The organism is Nocardia mexicana NBRC 108244, from assembly GCF_001613165.1.
In the GTDB taxonomy this organism is placed as follows: Bacteria; Actinomycetota; Actinomycetes; order Mycobacteriales; family Mycobacteriaceae; genus Nocardia; species Nocardia mexicana.
Genome location: NZ_BDBV01000029.1, coordinates 1 through 15670 on the forward strand (window position 1 = coordinate 1; position 15670 = coordinate 15670).

A 15670-nucleotide genomic window follows, 5' to 3' on the forward strand; every position below is an offset into this window, starting at 1 on the left:
CCCGCTCGAATACGGCCGCGGCCCTGCGGGATTGGTGGGAGGAACACCGCGAGATCCACGCCCCCGTGCGCGACGGCCTATACGAGGCGCTGGACGCGGCATTGGCCGAGGCGGGCGGGGACGACGCGCCCACCCTCGCCGAGGTGCTCGCCGAACGCACCGAATCGCTCACCGAGGAGATCCGCGCCCGCCGCCAGCAGGCGCGCACCACCGCCGAGCAGGCCGTGGCCCGCACCGCGCAGCTGCGGACCGAACAACAGCAGGTCGCCGCCGAGAACGACGATGCGCCACCGCCGTTCGCGGCCCGCACCGATACCCGCGACGGCCGTCCGGGCGCGCCGCTGTGGCGCCTGGTGCGCTTCGCCGACGCCGTCACCCCGGAGCAGGCCGCCGGGCTCGAGGCGGCGCTGCAGGCCGCGGATCTGCTGGACGGCTGGGTGTGCGCGGAGACCGAACTGCCGCCGCACGATTCGGACCAGTTCCTCGTTCCGCTGCCGAAGCGGGCCCGACCGTCCGGTCGCACGCTCGCCGATGTGCTTGTCGTGGAAGACGATTCGGCCGATCTCACCGTCCCGCGGCAGACCGTCGCCGACATCCTCGCCTCGATCTCGCTGAGCGACACCGATCTCGACACGGGCACCAGCATCGCGACCGACGGCCGCTACCGCCAGGGTGTCCAGCTGGGCCGGCACCGCAAGCCGCACGCGGAGTTCATCGGCGCCACCGCCCGCGCCCGCCGCCGCGAACTGCGCCTGACCGAGATCACCGCCGCCATCGAGGCCGCCGACGCGGCGGAGCAGGCCGCGCGTGCCGAGGAGCAGGCCGCCACCGCGGAGCTGAGCCGGATCTCCGCCGCCGCCAAGGCCTTGCCGCGCACCAGCGCCGTCACCACCGCGCTGCGGGCGGTGTCCGAGGCCGCGGGCATGCTGCGATCGCGGTCGGAGACGGCGACCCAGGCCGATCGCGACCTCGATCAGGCGGTGGCCGATTTCACCGCCGCCGACAAGAAGGTCCGCTCGGTCGCCTCGGCGCACCGGGCGCCGCGCGACCCGGCCGAACTCGACGCCCTGGCGGCCGCCATCCGGCACTTCGAGAACACCGGCACCGTCCTGCTGCGGCTGCGCGGCGATCATCAGCGCGAGCACGAGCGCGCCCGCGAATCCGACGACCGGCTCGCCGAATCCCGGGACCTGGCTGAGGCATTCGCCGAGGAGGCCGAGTCCGCCCGCGTCGGTTACGAGGAGCAGCTCCGCAAGCTCGAGACGCTACGTGAGGCGCTGGGCGCGGGTGCCGCAGATATCGATCGCGAGCTCGAGCAGGCGCGCGAACGCATCGACGCGGCCCGCGCGGAACAGAAGGCGGCACGCAAGGCCGCCGCCGACGCCATCGAGGGCGTCGGCACCGCGGAGGGCGCCTACAAGGCCGCCCACGACTCCCTCGGCACCGCACTCACCGAACTGCTCGCCGATGTGAAACAGCTTGCGCCCTATGCCCGCCCGGACCTGCTGAGCCTGCTCGGCGCGCCCGAGGACAGCCGCTGGCCCAGCAGCGACGCGGCATGGTCCACGCCCGACCAGCTGCTGTACCGGATCGAGACCGCCGGGCCGGGCGGCGGCGACGACGCGGCGCAGTCGCGGGTGCTGCCCGACGAGGTCCACGAGCTGTTCGAGAACCTTTCCGCGGCAACGGCTTCCGTGCGGGCGGGCGAAGCGGTGCGCAAGTCCACCCGCAGCGCGGTGACCGCGGCCCTGCAGGAGTTCGATGCCGCGCTGGCCGCCGCCCGGCAGGACTACCGCCTGCAGTGGGACGCCGCCGACGGGCTGACCGTGGTGCAGGTGCACGACGATCAGGGCGCCGCCGCCCTCGCCGATTTCGCCGACCGCATCGCCGGCGCCCGCTCCGATCAGGAGCTGCTGCTGACCGATGCCGAGCGCCGCATCCTCGAGGATGCGCTGCTGACGGGGCTGGCGCAGCAGATCCACGAACGCACCAGCGACGCCCGCGATCTGATCACCCGCATGGGCGCCGAGATGAAGCAGCGCCGCATGTCGTCGGGCAATACCATCGGCGTGCACTGGGTGCTGGCCGACAATCTGGCGGATTCGGCGCGTGCGGTGTGCAAGCTGCTCGACCGCGACTCAGCCGACCTGTCCCCCGACGATCTGGCCACCATCCGCGCGCACTTCGCCTCGGAGATCCGCGCCGCCCGCGCCGCGCACCCCGAGCGGTCCTACCCCGAGATCCTCGCCACCACACTGGATTACCGCACCTGGCGGGTGTTCTCGTTCACGCTGATCACCGCCGACGGCGCCGAGGACCGGCTCACCGTGGCCCGGCACAGCACGCTGTCCGGCGGGGAGCAGTCGGTCTCGCTGCATCTGCCGCTGTTCGCCGCGGCGCACGTCATGCTCGACTCCGCCGACCCGCAGGCGCCCCGCCTGCTCGCGCTGGACGAGGCCTTCGCCGGTGTCGACGACAACGGCCGCAGCGAATTGCTGGGCCTGTCGGTCGATTTCGACCTGGACCTGTTCATGACCGGTTACGACCTGTGGATCACCTACGACCACGTGCCCGCCTGCGCCCACTACGATCTGGCCCATTCGGCGGCCGAGAACACCGTCAGCGCGACGCTGCTGGTCTGGGACTCCAAGGACCTGCTCGCCGAGCACGACGGATCGGATCTCACCACCGCGCTGGGCTCACCGAACCGGCGCCGCACGCCGCATACGGTCGAGGGCGGCATCACGCTGGACGAGGCGCTGGATCCCGCCTGATGATCCCGGCCAAAAGCATGCCGGGAATGCGGGGTCGGCGCGACGCCGAGGAATGCGGGGGTCGGCGCGACGCCGAGGAATGCGGGGGTCCGCGCGACGCCGAGGAATGCGGGGGTCCGCGCGACGCCGGGGAATGCCGGGGCGGCGCGACGCCGGGGAATGCTGGGTCGGCGCGACGCCGGGATGTGGGGCAAGCGACGCCGGGGATATGGGCGTGATGGCTAGACGGTGATGCCGAGGGCGCCCGAGACCGCGCGGGTCAGATGGTCGGTGACCTTCGTGACATTCCAGTGGCGGTGTTCGGTGAGGTCGTAGACGACGCGTTCGTCGAAGATGGTGATCCACAGCAGAACCGCGTAGGTGACGTCGAACTCGGGCGCCTTGCCGTCGCGGGCCAGCGCGGCCAGCACATCGGCGAGCATGTCGTGCAGGGCGGTGATCGATTCGTCGCCGTCGGCCAGTCGTTCGACGAAGCCCTTGCTGCTGCGGACGTAGCGCACCGCGGGGCCCCACTGCGTCGCCTGCTCGACCCACGTCTCGCAGCAGCGGCGGAAGCGCGCCACGGGGTCGGGGTTCTCGCCGAGCGCCGCCAGCGCGCCCACCAACTGCTCGATCGCCCGGCGATGGAACGCCTGCATGGCGTCCTGCGGCGTCGGAAAATGCCGGTACGCCGTCGCCACGCCGACCCCGGCGGCCGCGGCGAGTTCGGGAATCGAGAAGCCGACGCGACCGGACTGCAGCAGGCTGCGGACCGCGTCTTCCAGCAGCACGCGGCTGCGCTGGGCGTCGCTGCGGGTGTTCACGGGCACGTGACCATCCTGCATACCCGGCCGCGGCGGCGAACGGGAGGGTCGAAAAACCGCGGGTCCGGCGACAACTCGACCCGACGCACCCATTCGGCCACCCGAGTAGAGAAGTTCTTCTCAGTTGGCTATCCTTTCAAACGAGAAGATCTCCTCACCTAGGGGGTGTGATGCGAGCAGCCGCGCCGAGTGCGCTGTTTGTGCTGATCATGGCGCAACCCAATCTCGCGACCGGGATGATGCCGTACTACCGGCATGCCTGGGCGCTCGCACCGCTGCTCATCACGGTGATCTTCGCGGCCTACCTGTTCGCTCTGACTCCGACGCTGTCGGTGCTGGGGACGCCGCCGTCGCGCGCGGGGTGGTGGTGGCGCATCGGGGTCGGCGCAGCATGCGGGGTCGGCGCGGATCTCGCCATGGCGCTGGCACATTCGGCATGGCTCGCGTGCCTGGCGCGCATCTGCGCGGGTCTGTCGGTGGGCCTGGTGACCGGATCGCTGGCCGGGCTCATCCTGGAGCGCCGGGGTGAGCGCGGGCGTACCGCCATGGCCAGCGCCACCGTCTTCGGCTCGGCGCTCGGCACCATCGCCGCCGCGGCCATCGCGCAGTATCTGCCCGCGCCGGGCGTCACCGTCTACATCGTGCACGCCGTTGCGCTGGGCATCGCCACCCTCTCCGTGCTCACGGATCGCGCCCCGCAGCCCACGGCCGCCACCGCCTCCACCCGCGACATCCCGCCTCTCGCACCGGAATCGCCGGTCGCCGGATATCTCAGCGGGATCGCCGCGTGGGTTTCGGCCGGGCTGGTGGTGGCGCTGCTCCCCAGCTACGGCGCGGATCTGCTGGGCACCACGAATCTCGCGGTGTTGGCGCTGCCGGTGACGCTCTATCTCGTCAGCGCCTGGGTGGCGCAGCGGGTATTCGGGCCGAATGCGCTTCCCGCCGAACCGGTTTCGGCTCAGTTGATCATCATCACCGGTGTGGCCGTGGCGGCGGTGGTGTCGTGGGTGCCGAATCTGGTGCTGCTGCTGTGCGGCGGCGTCATCGCCGGATGCGGGCAGGGGATCGCCTATCGGTCCGGGCTCCGGATCGTCAGTGCCGCAACGCCGCCCGACGGACATGCGCGCGCCGCGTCCCGCTACGCCACCGTCGCGTATCTGTGCGCGGCGGTCGCGACCCTGGGATTCGGCGCCATCGCCACCGCCGGATCGATGCGGGACGCGGTGCTCGCCGCCGCGGCCGCACTCGTCGCGGTAGTCGTCGCCACCGTACTCGTCCGCAGGCGCGCGACGATGCGCGCCGCACACATCGAATCCATTCGTGAAACATCGACAATCGCATAACCTCGTTCCTCCGACTACTCCCAATATATGTGCGGCGCACTTTTGGTTGGAATCTGGCGGGATCCCGGCCAAATACCCGCCGGGAAAGACTATGACACACCAGAAGACCCTGGCAGGCCAGAAAGACCCTGGCACGCCAGGAAGCCCTGGAACGCCAGGATGCCACAAGGACCTGGCACGCCGGAACGGCTTGGCGCACAGTAAAACTGACATGACACACCGAAACAATTGAAACTGGATTGAAACATGCTCGAGCACGGCTCGGGCCAGATTGTCGCGCCCAGATACACAGCGCCACAATATTTTCACCGAATATCCGAAACCGTGTTGTTACACAGGTTCACGGGAACACAAACTCCGGTTGCTTCACTGAATACGTACCGCTCGAAATACATTCCCAGCGAATGGATTCCACCATGGCAGCACCTCCCCATATCGACGCCGCATTCTCCGCGAACGCCACCGGCACGCTCGCGCGCAGTCTGGGCCGCGTCGATCTGATCGCGATGGGCGTCGGCGCCATCGTCGGCGCCGGTATCTTCGTCACCACGGGTGTGGCGGCCGCGACCAAGGCTGGTCCCGCGATCATGCTCTCGTTCCTGCTCGCCGGGGCCATCTGCGTGCTGGTGGCGCTGTGCTACAGCGAATTGGCGTCGATGACACCGGCATCCGGCAGCGCCTACACCTATACCTCCGCCACAATGGGCGAGGCGCCCGCATTTCTGGTCGGCTGGAATCTGCTCCTCGAATACGCCGTCGCCGCCGCGGCCGTGGCCATCGGATGGTCCGGGCTCTTCACGGCGGCCCTCCAATCATTGTTCGGCGTGGAACTGCCGCAGGCGATTACGGCCGGGCCCGGGAATGGCGGAGTGGTCAATCTTCCGGCGGTACTCATCGTCGGCGCGCTGGTCGCGGTGCTCGTATTCGAGGTGAAAGTAGCCGCGGCCGTCGTGAAAACCTTGGTGGCACTGACGATCGCGGTGCTCATTCTCGTCATTGCGGTCGGCGCACCACATCTCGATACCGGCAATTGGACGCCGTTCATGCCCTTCGGCGTCAACGGAATTGCGGCCGGCGCGGCGCTCGCCTTCTTCGCCTACCTCGGATTCGATATTGTCGCCACCTCCGCGGAGGAAACCCGGAATCCGCGCCGCGATCTGCCGTGGGGCATCATCGGTTCGGTCGTCGTGGCCACCGTCCTCTATGTCGCGGTGAGTGCCGTGCTCACCGGCGTGGCGCCGTATCCGGCCCTCGACAACGCCGCACCGGTCGCGACCGCCCTCGGCGCCGTCGGCGCCGGATGGATCGGCAAGGTGATCCTGGTGGCGTCGGTGGTCGCGCTGACCAAGGGCCTGCTCATGCTGTTCTACGGACAGACCCGCCTGGTCTTCGCCATGAGCCGCGACGGTCTGATGCCGAAGGCCCTGTGCCACACCAGCTCCCGGAACGTGCCCGTGCGATTGAGTCTCGTCCTCGGCACGGTGGTCGCGGTGGTGGCGGGGCTGCTGTCCATCGGCACCGTCGCCGAACTGGTGAATATCGGTGTGCTGTTCGCCTTCGTCGTCGTGGCGCTCGGCGTCATCCTGCTGCGCCGCACCGACCCGGACCGGCCGCGCCCGTTCCGGGTGCCCCTCATGCCGCTGGTCCCGCTCGCCGCGATCGCCGGATGCGTCTGGCTGGCAACCACCTTCGAGGCCCTGACCTGGCTCCGGTTCCTGATCTGGACGGCGGCCGGGGTCACGCTCTATCTCACCTACGGCCGCAGCCACTCGCTCGCGGGCCGCGACATCGGAGGCACCGCATGACCGCGCAGCTGGACAGCTTCTACCCCACCCGCGTCGACTTCGGCACGCACGACGAGATCCACCGTGCCGCCGCGGCGGCCCTGCCCGCCGACGTCTGGGATTTCGTCGAGGGCGGTGCGGGCCGGGAGGTCACGCTGCGCGCCAACCTGGAGGCGTTCGACCGCTGGCGGATTCTGCCCGAACCCATGAGCGGGGTCGGCAACCCGTCCACCCGCACCGAACTGCTCGGGCTGGCACTCGAAACACCCATTCTCACCGCGCCTTTCGGCGGCGATGCGATGTTCCATCCGGACGGCCACCTCGCGGTCGCCCGAGCCGCACAGCGGCGCGGCGCGCTGTCGATCGTGCCCGAGGCCGGAAGCTATTCCTACGAGCAGGTCCGCGAGGCCGGTCCCGCCGCGGCCCGGATCGCGCAACTGCATCCCTTCGCACACGCCCGGGCGGTCGCCGATCGAGTGCGGCGAGCGGGCTTCGAGGCCCTGTGCGTCACCGTCGACTGCCCGGTGGGCGGATTCCGCACCCGCAATATGGGCAACCGCTTCGATCCTGACCTCCGATACTTCGCGGGCAACCTGACCGGCGAGAACGGCGCTCCGGGCGTCGCCGAGGTGTTCGGGCAGCTGCTCAAGCACGGTGGCACCGTGTGGGATTGGCATCAGCTGGCCGATGCCGCGGCCGGGTTCGGGCTGCCGTGGATCGCCAAGGGCGTGCTCACCCCCGCCGCCGCCGAGCGGGCGACGGCGCTCGGTGCGGCGGCGATCGTGGTCTCGAATCACGGTGGACGCCAAGCCGATCCGGCCCCGGCCAGTCTGGCCATGCTGCCCGGCATACGCGCGGCCGTCGGTCCCGCGCTGCCGATCCTGTTCGACAGCGGCATCCGTACCGGCAGCGACGTATTCCTCGCGCTGGCACTGGGTGCCGACGCGGTGATCATCGGCCGCTCGGCCATCTACGGCCTGGCGGCAGCGGGCTCGGCGGGGGTGGACCGCGTGCTCGAACTGCTCACCGAGGAACTGCGCACGCTGATGATCCTCTCCGGTGCCCAGACCCTCGCCGATATCGACCGCACCCGAATCGTGCGGGCGGAGTCATGAGATGCCCCGGACCCCGATTCGATCCGATACAGAGGAGACCGCGCAGATGCCCACCGCACCGTTCCCGCCGGCGCGCAGCGGCGGCGGCCTCGTATTCACCTCCGGCCTGGCCGCGATCGATCCCGCCACCATGACGGTGTCGTCGATCGCGTTCGACGATCAGGCCGCCGAGGTGTTCGAGCAGCTCGATCGCGCGCTGACCGCCGCGGGCAGCACCCGCGACCAGGTGCTCAAGCTCGACTGCTACCTGTCCGACCGGCGGTGGTTCCCCGCGTGGAACGCCGCCTTCACCGAGTTCTTCCCCACGGCCGCACCGGCGCGGACCACCACCGTCACCACCCTGCCCATCGACGGGCTGCTCATCGAAATCCAGGCGATCGCCGTCGCCGCGAATCAGGAAGATCGATCATGACCGCAGTCACACCGCTCGTAGCCCCGCATTCCGCCGTCGGTGACTTCACCATCCGCGATGTCATCGAGGGCCAGACCGCCGGACAGCTCATCGTCGCCGCCGACGACTGGGGCTGGTGGACAACGCTTCTCGCGGGCGAGACCATCGCGCCCGCCACCGGCATCCAGCAGACCGTCGCCGACGGGCTGGTGCGCGCCGGATTCCTGCACCGGCGCGGCCACCGCTATCAGCTCACCCACACCGGCCACGACGTCGGCAAGAACCGCGGCTTCGTCCGGGTCGCGGTGCGCGGATGGGAGCCCACCTTCCGGCAGCTGTCGGACAGCCCGCACCGGCACTACATTCCCGCCGCCACCGAACCCGGCGAGGTGGCGCGCGGGTGCACCGATATCGCGCGTCGCCGACCCGAGATCTTCGAGACGATCGGCCGCGTGCTCGCCGCCGACACCCCGGGCTGCACCATCGATCTGGGCTGCGCCGACGCGGGCCGGGTCACGGCGCTCGCGGGCTGCGCACCGCGGGAGAACTTCCTCGGGGTCGACATCGAGGAGGGCGTGATCGCCGCGGCGACAACCGAACTCGCGGAGCTGGGACTCACCGAACGGATCACGCTGCTGCCCGGCTCGGTACAACCCGGGTCACGCCTCCCGGCCTGGCTGGATGCGGTGGACCGGCACGCGGTCACCACCGCCATGTCGTTCTTCCTGCTGCATCAGCTGGCCAGCGACGGCGACGGCATCGCCGCGGTAATGCGCGGCTGGATGGACTGGTTCCCGAACGTGCGCCGCCTCGTGATCGGAGACGGCTACCTGCTCGAGGCGCCGCAGTGGACCCAGCAGCCCTGGTTCTCACCGACCTACGAGATCTACCATGCGGTGACGGGCGTGCGCCTGTGGACGCAGCGCGAATACGAGGATGCCTTCGCCGGCCTGGGCTGGTCGGTGACCCGGCGGATGGAGGATCACACGATGCTGGTGACCACGATCCTGGAACGCGAATGACCACTTTCGACGGACCGCCGATCGATATCGACACCCGCCCGTCGGTACTCGATCAGTTCACCGTCGACGAGACCGGCCGCCTCGGCCGGCGCCCCCGCGGCGTCGCCTACGCGGCCGGTCTCGACGATGTCCTGGCGGTGGTCGGCTGGGCGCGCGACACCCGGACGCCGCTCATCGCCCGCGGCGCCGGGACCAGCCTGGAGGGGCACCTGCTGGCCCGCGGTGACGAGCTGGTTCTCGATCTCTCCCAGGCGGATTCGATCATCGGCATCTCCCCCGGCGACTTCACCGCCACCGTGCAGCCGGGCGTCACCCGCACCCGTCTCAACGCGGCCGCGGCCGAGTTCGGGCTGCAGTTCACCGTCGACCCCGGCGCCGACGCCTCCCTGGGCGGCATGGCGGCGACCAACGCCAGCGGCACCACCAGCGTGCGCTACGGCGGGATGCGCGCCAATACCCTTGCCCTGCAGGCGGTCTTCGCCGACGGGACACATGCCCGGCTGGGCCGTGCCGTGCGCAAGTCCTCCAGCGGCTACGCCCTGAAGGACCTGCTGATCGGGTCCGCGGGCACCCTCGGGATCATCACCGAGCTCACCGTACGGCTGCACCCGATTCCGGAATGGCTACGGTCGCTGCGGGTTTCGTTCCCGACCGTCGATGCCGCGGTCGCGTCCGCCGTGGAGATGCTGGGGCTGGCGCTGCCGGTGAGCCGCCTGGAACTCGTGGACGCCGGAAGTATGGCCGCCGTCAACGCGTACCGGGGCACCGCCTATGCCGAGTCGCCCGCGCTGTTCATCGACCTCGAGGCCGCGTCGGCCGCTGCCGCGTCCGCCGACGAGGCCGAGATCCAGCGGATCTGCGGGGCACACGGCGCGATGGACGTGGCGTGGGCCCGCACCCACACCGACCGGCACGCGCTGTGGGAGGACCGCCACACGCTGTTCTTCGCGCTCAAGGCGCGCAGCCCGGGCCACCGCTTCCTGGTGACCGATACCGCCGTGCCGATCTCACGGATCCCCGACGCGGTCGCCGCCGCCACACGGCTCGCCGCCGAATTCGGGCTCGACGCCAGCGTGGCCGGACATGTCGGCGACGGCAACGTCCATGCGGTCGTCCCCTACACCGACGCGACCTACGAAGCGGCGCAAGACTTCTCCGATCGAGTGGTGCGGCACGCGCTCGCCGCCGGCGGCACCGCGACCGGCGAGCACGGCATCGGCCTGGCCAAGAAGCGGTATCTGCCGGAGGAGCATGGCGCGGCGGTGGACGTGATGGCGGCCGTCAAGCACGCCCTCGATCCACTCGGCCTGCTCAACCCCGGCAAGATTCTCGACGACTGATACCGGTCGGGGTCACATACCGTGCTGCAGCCGCACCCACCACAGCGGCCGCCAGTTCGGCCACTGTCGCGGGCCCTCGTCCCCGCGCAGGCAGCGCACGCGGTACTCCGCCTGCTCCCGGTAGACCCCGTCGCGCGCCGCCGCCCGTGCCGCCGCCACCGCCAGATGCAATTCCCGGATATCGCGCAGTAGGTAGAAACCGGCCCACCGCAACACATCTCGCCCGTAGTCCCGGCAGAATTCCTCGTACTGCTGGGCCGTGATCCACCCGAACGAGGTCAGCTTGATCGCCGTGCACACCGCGTCCCACTCCGGCGGGCCGATCGCCAGCCGGTCCAGGCTGCGCAGCAGCACGCGGCCGTCGTCGGCGCACACCACGGTCTCCGACCGCGCGTCCCCGTGGACGACACCCCAGGGCAGACCGGCGGGCAGGGCGGCCCAGCGCCGCCGCAGTCCGGCCGCGTGCTCGGCGAGCCATCGCCGGTCGCCGACCTCGAGCGTCCGGCAGGCCCGAATGTGCTGCTCCACCAGGGACAGCGGTTGCATCGGGCCGAGTTCGCCACCGACCGGCGGGGTCATTCGATGCAGCCGCACCAGCGCCCGGGCCACCTCCCCCGGGGTGCCGGACCGGTAGGGCGGCAGGGCATGCCAGAACGTCACCGCGTGCCCGCGCACCTCCACCGGTTGCTCGATCGGCGAAACGCACTGCACCGCATCCACATCCGAGGATTCCAGCCACCGGGCCACCGCGAGCACCCGCCGCGCCACCGCGGACCGACCGGGAGAATCCACCCGCGCCACGATGTCGCCGGGTAGCCGGACATACGCCCGGGATCCGGAGCGAACCGGCCGCAGCGACGAGGCGTCGACCCCCGCCTGCGAGCATGCTTGCCGCACCACCGAGATCACCTCGGCACGCTGACCATCCGCGGTTGTCCGTTCCCACGCCACAGCCATGATCTCGCTCGATTTTCCGTCGGATCCGACCCGTGCCCATGGTCGCACACGGAGCCCGATCACGAAGCGAAGCAACGAAATCCGGCGGCGAGTCGACAGCGCGACACGAACGCTTCTCGCGAGGCCCGCGACACAGACGAGCCGTCAGGTCGGGTCCGGCAGGGCACGGGCGGCGCGATCGCGGAGCGTGCCCACCGCTTCGGCGAGTTCCGGCGATCCGTGCACCTGGAACTCCGCGCCGAGTGAAACCAGCCGGGCGGCGAGCCATTGCGGATCGTCCTCCCGCTCGGCGGTCATTCGGCAGGACCGCTCGCCCAGTGGCCGGACCGCACCCGGGTCGTCTCCGAGGCGCCCCTCGACGCGGTGTGCAGGGGCATGGATCGTGACATCCACGCGGTATTTCGTTGTGCCCCAGTCGGTTCGCTGGCCCGCCACATAGGCGGCGGCGTCCGCCGCGGGCAAGGGACGCGGCGTGAATCGCGCACCCGTCGCCCGGGGCTGCGAGAGCCGGTCCACCCGGAAACTGCGCCAGGCGTCACGGTCGAGGTCGTAGGCCACCATGTACCACCTGCGGCCCGCCACCGCCAAGCCGGTCGGCTCGGCATGGCGGCGGCTCTCGTTTCCGGCGGCGTCGCGGTAGGTGAACCGCACCCGTTCCCGATTCGTCGCGGCGGCGGCCAGCGCGCTGAGCGTCTCGGGATCGGCCAGGGGCCCGTCACCGGCCGATGCGGCGGTCGCGGTGCTCACCACGCGGACGCGGCGGCGCAGCCGCGAGGGCAGCACCTGTTCCAGCTTGGCGAGCGCGCGGACCGACGCCTCCTCGATGCCCGCCACCGCCTGGCCCGCGGCGGCGCGCAGGCCGACGGCGACCGCCACCGCCTCCTCGTCGTCGAGCAGCAGCGGCGGCATGGCCGCGCCGGCCGCCAGCCGGTACCCGCCCGCCGCCCCCATGGTCGCGTCGATCGGATATCCCAGCTCGCGCAGCCGATCGATATCGCGGCGCACCGTGCGATCGGTGACGCCGAGCCGCTCGGCCAGTTCGCTCCCGGGCCACTCACGAGGTGTCTGCAACAGCGACAGCAGCCGCAGCAGCCGGGCGGGTGTATCGGTCATACCCAACCCTGACACACGAGTAGGACCACAACCGTCCTAGATGAATCGGCCTCCGCCGCCACGGCGTGAGTCGGCCCGCCCGGCCTACCGGGGAGGAGCCGGGGCGACGGGATCGGTGGGGACGACCAGGGCGGGCGTGGGCGCGTCCACCTCCGCCGGGCCCGGCTGCGTGTAGCCCAGCCATCCCGTGCCGACGAAGACCGCCACCAGGACCGCGGTCGGTAGATCCAGCAGTAACCAGGTCGGCGAGAAGTTCAGGGCCGCTGCGAACTTCGGGCTTCCCGCGGGGCGTACCCCCCGCTCGATCGGAATCGTCCAATAGCCCGCCCCCGAAACCCGCCTGCTCACCGAACCTCCATCGCGTCGCACCTCATCTTGGCGCCCGGCCGTTTGCCGGAACGCCGCCAGCTGTCCAGGATGCTCGACACCGCCGATCGCCACGCCGGTAATGCGCAGGACAGTCGGCGTGTCAGCCGAAGTTTGCCGACAACCGGTCGTTAGCTACCCACCCGGCCGGCGGTTGCGCCTGCGCGCGTCAGCGCACGCTGGCGTCGGCGATGCGGGGCGGACACTCACCACCCGGCGCCGTCGCCAGCTCGAAGTGCCAGTACTCGTTGTCGAAGGTCCGGCACAGGCCCCAGCGGCTACCGTTCGCCTCCAGCCAGCGGGCCCCCTCCTCGGGGCCGACATCCACCGCCTTGCCCTGCACGTGCGTGGACTCCTCGGGCGGCAGCACCCAGCGCCGCGCCGCATCCGGACCGCCGTAGGTGACCAGCCCGTCCTCCCACAGTTCCTGCTGCTGCTCGTGGGTGCGGTAGCCCGACGTGACCCACAGCGGCACGCCCTGCTCGTGCGCCTCCCGCTCGGCCAGCGTGTAGGCGGTGGCCAGCATCGGATCGAGTCCCCCTGTGCCGGTAGCGGATTCGGACGCGGCGGGTGCCGCGTACGCACCCGGCAGCACACCCCAACCACCGACCCCGATCCCGACAACCAGCACAGACCCCGCAACTCCTCGCAACATGCGGACGATCCTAGCCACGCCCGAGTCACACTCGGTGGTGCGCAATGCCTGCAACCGATCCACACACTGCGGCACCCTTGCCGCAACTCCGAGCAGCGACCGATCATCTACCCCTCGAACACGTATTTTGCCGCCGTCACCGGCTCGTTTTCGACAATTCGCGTGTCCGCACCCGGCAATCCGCCACCCACCAGCTACCGTTACGGGCGGTCCGAGGTCTGTGGCCCGACGGCGAGGAGGGTGTCATGACTTTTTCGATGACGGCGCACGTGCTGGTTCCTCTCGCGGCGGCAGTCGGTGCCACCGCACTGATCGCGCTGACCTCCCACTCCCCGACCCGAACCGATTCCGGCGCCCGCGAGCATTTCGCCGCGGCCTTCCGTTCGCGCGGGAGCTGAGCCGACTGGACCCGGCGACAACGGGTTCCCTCCCGCGAGACCCGATCCGCCTCTCCGGCTACGGCCTGACACCGCGCGAGTGGCGGACGACGCCTTTCGTCCTGCATACCTGGGCACATGACGCGGCGGCCGTCGACCCGGCATCATGAATTCGATGGCGAAGCAGGCGAATCCGGCGGCCGCGGTCCTTCCGCGGCGTGCGCTGCTGCTGGGCGCGAGTGCGATCACGACCGCCGGTCTCGCCGGGTGGCGGCCCACCGGCACCGCCACCGCGCAACCCGTGGACGACAGCGCCTGGGACGGTTTGCGGCAGCAGTTGCGCGGGACGCTGACCCTGCCGGAGGACGGCGAATTCGGTTCCGCGACGGCGTTGTTCGATCCGCGGTTCGATACGGAGACCCCGGCGGCCGTGGTCGCGGCGGCCACCTCCGACGATGTGCGCGCCGCCGCGGTTTTCGCGCGGGCACACGGGCTTCCGATCGCCGCGCGAGCGGGCGGCCACTCGTACGCGGGCGCCTCCGCCACCACCGGCTCGCTGATCATCGATGTACGCGGACTGCACGAGATCGGCCTCGACGGCGACCTGGTGACGGTCGGCGCGGGCGCCACGGTCTTCCCCGTCCAGTCGGAACTCGCGCGAACTGGCCGGGCCCTGCCGGTCGGCACCTGCCCCACGGTCGGGCTCGCGGGCCTGACGCTGGGCGGCGGGCTCGGCGTCGACTCCCGCCGCTACGGCCTGACCTGCGACCGCCTCACCGCCGCCGAACTGGTCCTGCCCACCGGCGCCACGGCCCGCACGTCGGCCGACGCACTGCCCGGATTGTTCTGGGCGCTGCGCGGCGCGGGCGGCGCCGCCGGGATCGTCACGTCGCTGACCTACCGCACCTGTCCCGCGGTAGCGAAAGATATTGTGCGACTGTCATTTCCGGGAGATTCCGCCGCCCGAGCCCTCAGCGGCTGGGCCCGGTGGCTGGCCACGGCACCGCGATCGGTGTGGGCGAATGTCGAGATATCGGCGGCGGACGGAAGCCTCGGGTGTGCGATGCAGATCGTGTCCGCGGCGGGCGAGGGCGCCGGGGCCGCAACCGAATTGACCACCGCCGCCGCAGTGGTTCCGACATCGGTGGACCACCGGACGCTCGAACCCCTGGACGCGGTGCTGCGGCTCGGGGGCGGCGCGACGGCCTCCCGCGCCACGAAGGTCGCCGGTTCGGATGTCGTCGCGGACCTCTCGCCCGCGGTCGCCGAGACGATCGTCGCCATCGTCAGCACCCGGTTACGCAGCGGCGCACCGGGTTACGTCCTGGTCGACCCCTTGGACGGCGCGGTCCGCGACGTCCCGGCCGACGCCTCCGCGTTCCCCTGGCGCAATCACACCGCCTCGCTGCAATGGGTCGTCGAGGCGCCGGACGACCCCGAGGCGGACCGTCGGTGGATCCGCGACGCGCACCGAACGCTCGGCGCGGCGTCGTCCGGCGCCTACGTCAACTACCTCGAGCCGGACGAGACGCCCGAGCGGTACTACGGGACCAACTTCTCCCGCCTGCGAGAGTTGCACCGCGCGGCCGATCCGGACGGCCGACTGCGCCTCGGCCTCACGCTCTGAGTC

Annotated in this window: 14 protein-coding genes; 9 read left to right on the top strand and 5 right to left on the bottom strand. The window is 70.9% G+C overall.

Translation table 11 applies throughout. The features are described from left to right. Nucleotides 1-2774, top strand: a 2774-nt coding sequence (locus NM1_RS12055; RefSeq protein WP_303756733.1) for an SbcC/MukB-like Walker B domain-containing protein, incomplete at its 5' end; no start/stop codon positions are given. Nucleotides 2775-2995: 221 nt separating this feature from the next. On the opposite strand, the gene NM1_RS12060 is transcribed toward NM1_RS12055, so the two are convergent. Continuing rightward, a complete protein-coding gene (locus tag NM1_RS12060; RefSeq protein WP_169814250.1) occupies nt 2996-3583 on the bottom strand; it encodes a TetR/AcrR family transcriptional regulator in 588 nt (195 codons plus the stop codon). Between the two features lie 164 nt (nt 3584-3747). On the opposite strand from NM1_RS12060, the gene NM1_RS12065 reads away from it, so the two are divergent. The 6 genes from NM1_RS12065 (at nt 3748) to NM1_RS12090 (ending at nt 10572) form a co-directional block, all read left to right on the top strand. Next, on the top strand, nt 3748-4920 hold the full coding sequence (locus tag NM1_RS12065) for an MFS transporter (protein ID WP_068018350.1): 1173 nt from the start codon (nt 3748-3750) through the stop codon (nt 4918-4920). A gap of 416 nt (nt 4921-5336) precedes the next feature. Continuing rightward, nucleotides 5337-6725, top strand: coding sequence for an amino acid permease (locus tag NM1_RS12070; protein WP_068018547.1), 1389 nt, complete (start codon nt 5337-5339; stop codon nt 6723-6725). Continuing rightward, on the top strand, nt 6722-7819 hold the full coding sequence (locus tag NM1_RS12075) for an alpha-hydroxy acid oxidase (protein WP_068018352.1): 1098 nt from the start codon (nt 6722-6724) through the stop codon (nt 7817-7819). The genes NM1_RS12070 and NM1_RS12075 overlap by 4 nt, the downstream gene beginning before the upstream one ends. A gap of 46 nt (nt 7820-7865) precedes the next feature. Next, nucleotides 7866-8231 carry a RidA family protein gene (locus tag NM1_RS12080; protein WP_169814251.1) on the top strand — a complete coding sequence of 122 codons (366 nt, stop codon included), beginning with the start codon at nt 7866-7868 and terminating at the stop codon, nt 8229-8231. Further along, entirely contained in the window at nt 8228-9232 is a 1005-nt protein-coding gene (locus NM1_RS12085) for a class I SAM-dependent methyltransferase (RefSeq protein ID WP_068018357.1), read from the top strand. Before NM1_RS12080 ends, NM1_RS12085 begins: the two co-directional genes overlap by 4 nt. After that, nucleotides 9229-10572, top strand: coding sequence for an FAD-binding oxidoreductase (locus NM1_RS12090; RefSeq protein WP_068018360.1), 1344 nt, complete (start codon nt 9229-9231; stop codon nt 10570-10572). Before NM1_RS12085 ends, NM1_RS12090 begins: the two co-directional genes overlap by 4 nt. 12 nt (nt 10573-10584) lie before the next feature. Here NM1_RS12090 and NM1_RS12095 read toward each other — a convergent pair whose 3' ends face one another. The 4 genes from NM1_RS12095 to NM1_RS12110 form a co-directional block, all read right to left on the bottom strand. Further along, nucleotides 10585-11529, bottom strand: coding sequence for an aminoglycoside phosphotransferase family protein (locus tag NM1_RS12095; protein ID WP_068018550.1), 945 nt, complete (start codon nt 11527-11529; stop codon nt 10585-10587). 144 nt (nt 11530-11673) lie between these two features. Next, nucleotides 11674-12642: a helix-turn-helix transcriptional regulator gene (locus NM1_RS12100; protein ID WP_068018363.1), complete on the bottom strand. Its 969-nt coding sequence runs from the start codon at nt 12640-12642 to the stop codon at nt 11674-11676. Between the two features lie 84 nt (nt 12643-12726). Beyond that, nucleotides 12727-12990 carry a hypothetical protein gene (locus NM1_RS12105; protein WP_147288971.1) on the bottom strand — a complete coding sequence of 88 codons (264 nt, stop codon included), beginning with the start codon at nt 12988-12990 and terminating at the stop codon, nt 12727-12729. A 187-nt stretch (nt 12991-13177) separates the two neighbouring features. Beyond that, the gene (locus NM1_RS12110; RefSeq protein WP_084519474.1) at nt 13178-13663 is read right to left on the bottom strand and encodes a M15 family metallopeptidase; all 486 of its coding nucleotides are present in this window, start codon (nt 13661-13663) and stop codon (nt 13178-13180) included. 245 nt (nt 13664-13908) lie between these two features. Here NM1_RS12110 and NM1_RS42190 point away from each other — a divergent pair, with 245 nt between their 5' ends. Both NM1_RS42190 and NM1_RS12115 read left to right on the top strand, forming a co-directional pair. Then, a complete protein-coding gene (locus tag NM1_RS42190; protein WP_157123895.1) occupies nt 13909-14061 on the top strand; it encodes a hypothetical protein in 153 nt (50 codons plus the stop codon). Between the two features lie 154 nt (nt 14062-14215). Next, nucleotides 14216-15667, top strand: coding sequence for an FAD-binding oxidoreductase (locus tag NM1_RS12115; protein WP_068018553.1), 1452 nt, complete (start codon nt 14216-14218; stop codon nt 15665-15667). The last annotated feature ends 3 nt before the right edge of the window (nt 15668-15670 follow it).

Coding starts and splice junctions, on each gene's coding strand:
- NM1_RS12065 (WP_068018350.1), top strand. CDS start 3,748: ATGCGAGCAGCCGCGCCGAGTGCGCTGTTTGTGCTGATCATGGCGCAA.
- NM1_RS12070 (WP_068018547.1), top strand. CDS start 5,337: ATGGCAGCACCTCCCCATATCGACGCCGCATTCTCCGCGAACGCCACC.
- NM1_RS12075 (WP_068018352.1), top strand. CDS start 6,722: ATGACCGCGCAGCTGGACAGCTTCTACCCCACCCGCGTCGACTTCGGC.
- NM1_RS12080 (WP_169814251.1), top strand. CDS start 7,866: ATGCCCACCGCACCGTTCCCGCCGGCGCGCAGCGGCGGCGGCCTCGTA.
- NM1_RS12085 (WP_068018357.1), top strand. CDS start 8,228: ATGACCGCAGTCACACCGCTCGTAGCCCCGCATTCCGCCGTCGGTGAC.
- NM1_RS12090 (WP_068018360.1), top strand. CDS start 9,229: ATGACCACTTTCGACGGACCGCCGATCGATATCGACACCCGCCCGTCG.
- NM1_RS12095 (WP_068018550.1), bottom strand. CDS start 11,529: ATGGCTGTGGCGTGGGAACGGACAACCGCGGATGGTCAGCGTGCCGAG.
- NM1_RS12100 (WP_068018363.1), bottom strand. CDS start 12,642: ATGACCGATACACCCGCCCGGCTGCTGCGGCTGCTGTCGCTGTTGCAG.
- NM1_RS12110 (WP_084519474.1), bottom strand. CDS start 13,663: ATGTTGCGAGGAGTTGCGGGGTCTGTGCTGGTTGTCGGGATCGGGGTC.
- NM1_RS42190 (WP_157123895.1), top strand. CDS start 13,909: ATGACTTTTTCGATGACGGCGCACGTGCTGGTTCCTCTCGCGGCGGCA.
- NM1_RS12115 (WP_068018553.1), top strand. CDS start 14,216: ATGGCGAAGCAGGCGAATCCGGCGGCCGCGGTCCTTCCGCGGCGTGCG.